3 protein-coding genes and 1 pseudogene are annotated in these 4,990 nt (G+C 74.0%); 2 read left to right on the forward strand and 2 right to left on the reverse strand.

Going from position 1 to position 4,990, the window contains the following annotated elements; all coding sequences use genetic code 11:
- Positions 1-937, reverse strand: a 937-nt coding sequence (locus ACWEVO_RS29850; RefSeq protein ID WP_452310809.1) for a 3-isopropylmalate dehydrogenase, incomplete at its 3' end; no start/stop codon positions are given.
- 222 nt (positions 938-1,159) lie between these two features.
- Here ACWEVO_RS29850 and ACWEVO_RS29855 point away from each other — a divergent pair.
- Entirely contained in the window at positions 1,160-2,035 is an 876-nt protein-coding gene (locus tag ACWEVO_RS29855; protein ID WP_452310810.1) for an FAD:protein FMN transferase, read from the forward strand.
- A gap of 340 nt (positions 2,036-2,375) precedes the next feature.
- Positions 2,376-2,732 (forward strand): hypothetical protein, encoded by a 357-nt coding sequence (locus ACWEVO_RS29860; RefSeq protein WP_452310811.1) that lies wholly within the window; start codon positions 2,376-2,378, stop codon positions 2,730-2,732.
- A gap of 75 nt (positions 2,733-2,807) precedes the next feature.
- Here ACWEVO_RS29860 and serA read toward each other — a convergent pair.
- A pseudogene (serA, locus tag ACWEVO_RS29865) lies at positions 2,808-4,397 on the reverse strand (phosphoglycerate dehydrogenase); the annotation flags it as partial.
- Positions 4,398-4,990: the final 593 nt, after the last annotated feature.

Here is a 4,990-nt window from a genome sequence, read left to right on the forward strand (position 1 = left end):
CGGTGACCCGGGCGGCGGCGTCGGCATGCCCGAGCTGGTCGAGCAGGAGCGCGGCGGAGAGCACGGCCGCGACCGGGTCGGCGACGCCCTGGCCGGCGATGTCCGGCGCGGAGCCGTGCACCGGCTCGAACGTCGACGGGTAACGCCCCTCCGGGTTGATGGAGCCGCTGGCGGCCAGCCCGATGCCACCGGTGACGGCGGCGGCGATGTCGGTGAGGATGTCGCCGAAGAGGTTGTCGGTGACCAGCACGTCGTAGCGCTGGGGGTTGGTCACGAGGAACATCGCCGCAGCGTCGACGTGCTGGTACTCGGTGGTCACGTCGGGGTACTCGGCGGCGACGGCCTCGAAGGCGCGGGCCCACAGCGAGCCGGCGTGGGTGAGCACGTTGGTCTTGTGCACCAGGGTGACCTTGTGCCGTTCCCGGCGACGGGCCCGGACGAAGGCGTCCCGGATCACCCGCTCCACGCCGTGCCGGGTGTTCAGGCTCTCCTCGGTGGCCACCTCGGCCGGGGTGTCCCGGTGCAGTGAGCCGCCGGCGCCGACGTACAGGCCCTCGGTCCCCTCGCGGACGACGACCAGGTCGACCTCGCCGGGCTTGACGGCGGCCAGCGGGCCGGACACCCCGGGCCAGAGTCGCGACGGGCGAAGGTTGACGTACTGGTCGAAGGCGAAGCGGAGCTTGAGCAGCAGGCCACGCTCCAGCACGCCCGGCGGCACGGTCGGGTCGCCGATCGCGCCGAGCAGGATGGCGTCGTGCCCGGCCAGCTCATCGAGGACGGACTCCGGCAGCACCTCGCCGGTGCGGTGGTAGCGGGCCGCGCCGAGGTCGTACCCGGTGGCCTCCACCCCGGGGAGCACGGCGTCGATGACCTTGCGGGCCTGCCCGACAACCTCGGGTCCGATCCCGTCCCCGGCCACCACCGCGATACGTGCCACCTGGCGCTCCTCACCTCGTCGTTCTGCGCAACGGTACGTCGCCGTCCCGGCTCCCGGTACGCGTCTTCCACCATCCGGGACAGCGGAACGTTCAGGATCCTCTCAGGTGTCACTCATGGGGCGATCAACTCCAGCCCCTATGGTCAGCGGTGAGCGGGTCGACGGGGGCCCGGGACCGGCTTCGCCGCGACGCTGCGGCGTCGCCAGCGAGGAGCAGGTGCCATGCGAATCGACGAGCAGCGCCGGGCGGCTTGGCCGAACGAGCAGCCCCGGACCCGGTGGATCGACCAGTCGGCCTTCGTCCGCCGCCGCCCCGACCTGCGCCTCGGCGCCCGCAGCCACCGGCTGGACCGGGCCGGCGCCACCGTCGCCGACCGGATCAGCGTCGAGCACACCGTGCGCACCTCCACCGCCGAGTACACGGTGCTGCTCAACGCCCCCGAGTGGCTCGGTCGGCGCGGGGTCGGGGAGGCGCTGCGCGACGCGGTCGCCGAGCTGCGCGCCATCGACCTCACCTACGGGCCGAACCGGCCCGACAGCCTGGTGTCGAAGCTGCGGCGGGGCGAGATCAGCCCCGAGTCGTACCCCCCGCTGGCCGACCTGGTGGACCGCTGCGCGGCCATGCGGGCGGCCACCGACGGCTGGTTCGACGCCTGGGCGGTGCCCGGCGGCTTCGACCCGGGCGGCCTGCTCGGCGGCTGGGCGGTGGAACGGGCCGCAGCCCGGCTGCGCGCCGCCGGCGTCCACGACTACGCGGTGCTCTCCGGCGCCGACCTGACGGTACGCGGCCACGCCCCGCACGGAGGCCCGTGGCGGATCGCGGTGCACCACCCCACGGACGCCCGCCGGGCGCCACTGGTGCTGGAGATGACCGCCGGCGCGGTGGGCACCTCCGGGGTGACCGGTCGCCGGGGTCACGTGGTGGACCCGCACACCGGCGAGCCCGCCGACCAGCTCGACTCCGCCACCGTGGTCGGGCCCGACCTCGCGGTCGCCGACGCCTACGCCACCGCGCTGTACGCAGCCGGTCCGGCCGGCCTGGCCTGGTTCCGCAACGGCTCGGACTATCGGGCGCTCTTCACGCACCGTCGGCGCTGAGCGCCAGGAACTCCGTCGCCCCGCCTTCGCATCCGGGACGCGGTCCGCGATCGGCCCCCACGGTCTCGGCAACGACCGTGAGGGCCGGTCAGCGACGAGTGCGCGTGGCTCGCGCAATCGAGGGGTGCGGGCTGGTGGGCCGGACGGACGACCGCGTCACCCGAAGACGGGCCGGAGTCCCAACTCAGCCAGTGACCGCACCGGTACGCTAGCGAATCGACGCAACTCGACGCAAGAGTCTCCACAGCGGACCGTCGTGACGGGTCGGTCGGTCAACAACCGGTTAACCTGCGGTGGGGCAGGGGTGACGGCGCGGACCGGGGATGGCACGCTGTCCGCCGTGAGTTTCGATCTGAGCGTGTGGGCCCTCCCACCCGGAGCCACGCCCGACGACGTACGGGCAGCGGTGTCGCGGTGCCGCGAGGGGCGGCACCGCGAGCAGTACCCCGACCCGCGGGTGGTCAACTTCTACCGGGCGATCACCGGCGCCTATCCGGACCGCCCGGCCCGCCCGGGCACGCCCTGGGAGGTCTCCCCGCTGCACACGGCCGCCGACCACGTGGCGATGCAACTGCTCCCCACCTGCGAGGACCAGGTGCTGCTCGACATCGAACGGCTGGCCGGCGAGCACGACCTGATGCTCTTCGACCCCCAGGACGGCTCGGTCTACGCGCCGCCCGCCCGCGTCGCCCCCTGAGGCGACCCGGACATGACGAGGGGCCCGGCCGGCCCGCCCGGCCCCCCAAACCTCCAGTACCGACTCCAAAACGTACCGCAGGTCCGCCCCCCTGCCCCCGACCCCCCCGATAGAGTAGGCCGCCGAGCTGAGCAGGTCGGCGCCGAGCGCCTGGTCGACGGTGAGCGTCATCAGCGTCTCGCCACCGGCCTCCCGCCGGGCGACCTGCATGGCGGCGATGTTCACGCCGGCCTCGCCGAGCAGGGTGCCGACGGTGCCGACCACGCCGGGCCGATCGACGTAGCGGAGGAAGACCAGGATGCCCTCCGCGCCGATCTCCACGTCGAAACCGTCCACCTCGGTCAGCTTGATGACGTCCCGGGTGCCGGTGTGAGTCACCGTGCCGGAGACGCTGACCGTCCGGCCGTCCGGCAGCGCCCCGCGCACGGTCACCAGGTCGGGGTGGTCCACGGTCTCGGCCGGGGTGCTCAGCGCCACCTGCACGCCGCGCTCGGCGGCCAGGTGCGGCGCGTTCACGTAGGTGACCTGCTCCTCCACCACCGAGCTGAACAATCCCTTGGTGGCGGCGAGCTTGAGCACCGAGACGTCGTGGTTGATGATCTCGCCGCGCACCTCCACGGTGACGCTCGCGGCCACCCCGCCGGCCACCGCGGTGAAGGCCCGGCCGAGCTTCTCCGCCAGCGGCAGCAGCGGCCGGACGTCCTCCGCGACCACGCCGCCGGCCTGGACGTTCACCGCGTCCGGCACGAACTCGCCCTGCAGCGCCAGCTTGACGCTCTTCGCCACGGCCAGGCCGGCCTTGTCCTGCGCCTCGTGGGTGGACGCGCCCAGGTGCGGGGTGGCCACCACGTTGTCGAAGGCGAACAGCGGCGAGGAGGTGCAGGGCTCCTTGGCGTACACGTCGACGCCCGCGCCGGCCACCCGGCCCTCGGCGATCGCGTCGGCCAGCGCCTGCTCGTCGACCAGGCCGCCGCGGGCGGCGTTGACGATCCGGACCCCCGGCTTGACGATCGCCAGCTCCTTCTCGCCGATCAGGCCCACCGTCTCCGGCGTCTTGGGCAGGTGGATCGAGATGAAGTCGCTCTCCCGGAGCAGCTCCTCCAGCCCGACCAGGCGGACGCCGAGCTGGGCCGCGCGGGCCGGCTGGATGTACGGGTCGTACGCGATGAGCCGGGTGCCGAAGGCGGCGATGCGCTGCGCGAACAGCACGCCGATCCGGCCGAGGCCGACCACGCCCACGGTCTTGCCCTGGATCTCGACGCCGGTGTACTTCGACCGCTTCCACTCGCCCGCCTTCAGCGCGGCGCTGGCGCTGGCGGTGTTCCGCGCGACGGCGAGCAGCAGCGCGACGGCCTGCTCGGCGGCGGAGACGATGTTGGAGGTGGGAGCGTTGACGACCATGACGCCCCGGGCGGTGGCGGCCGGCACCTCGACGTTGTCCAGGCCGACGCCGGCCCGGGCGACCACCTTCAGCCGCGGCGCGGCCGCGATCGCCTCGGCGTCAATCTGGGTGGCACTGCGTACGATCACCGCGTCGGCCTCGGAGAGGGCGGAGAGCAGGGCCAGGCGGTCGGTGCCGTCGACGTGACGCACGTCGAAGTCGTGCGCGAGCACCTCGATGGCGGCGGGGGCGAGTTCTTCGGCGATCAGTACGACAGGATTCATCGGTCCTCGTAGACGCTCGTATGCGGTCGGCCTGGGGCGTCGGGACGCCGCGCTGCGCCCTGCGCTGATCTGTGCCATGGCCGTCAGGTGCCGATTACGCACCTAGGAAGGATGGTAGGGGGCGGTTCCGGCGGTGTGTCCCGGACTGCGGGGTGAGCGCCCTCACACAGGGTCGTCGCACGCTCGTCATCCCCCGTTCACGCCCGACCGCCCGCGCGAGGCGTCCGTCACCCGGTCCCACGAAGTGGACCGGAACGACTCCCTGCCGGCGCGGAATGCCGCAGCTCGCGCCCCCCGCCGGCTCGGAAGCGCCGCGGAATGCGGCAAGTCGCGGCCTGGGCGGTCCCGGCCGGCGCGGAACGCGGAAGGTCGCGGCCTCCACCGCCCCGGACGGCCCGGCATGCCGCAACCTGAGTCGATCACGCCGAGCCGTGCCGGGGCGGGCCGGACCGGACGCGCGCCGGTCGAGGCGGTGGCGGACGGGCGCGGCCCGCGACCCGAGCCGGGGAGAGCGACCCGGCGCGGGCCGCCGGGCCCCCCGGTGGGAAGGCGGGGGGGGCGGGCTGGGGGGTGGGGCGGGCGACCCCGCGCGT

The organism is Micromonospora sp. NPDC003776 (assembly GCF_053605645.1).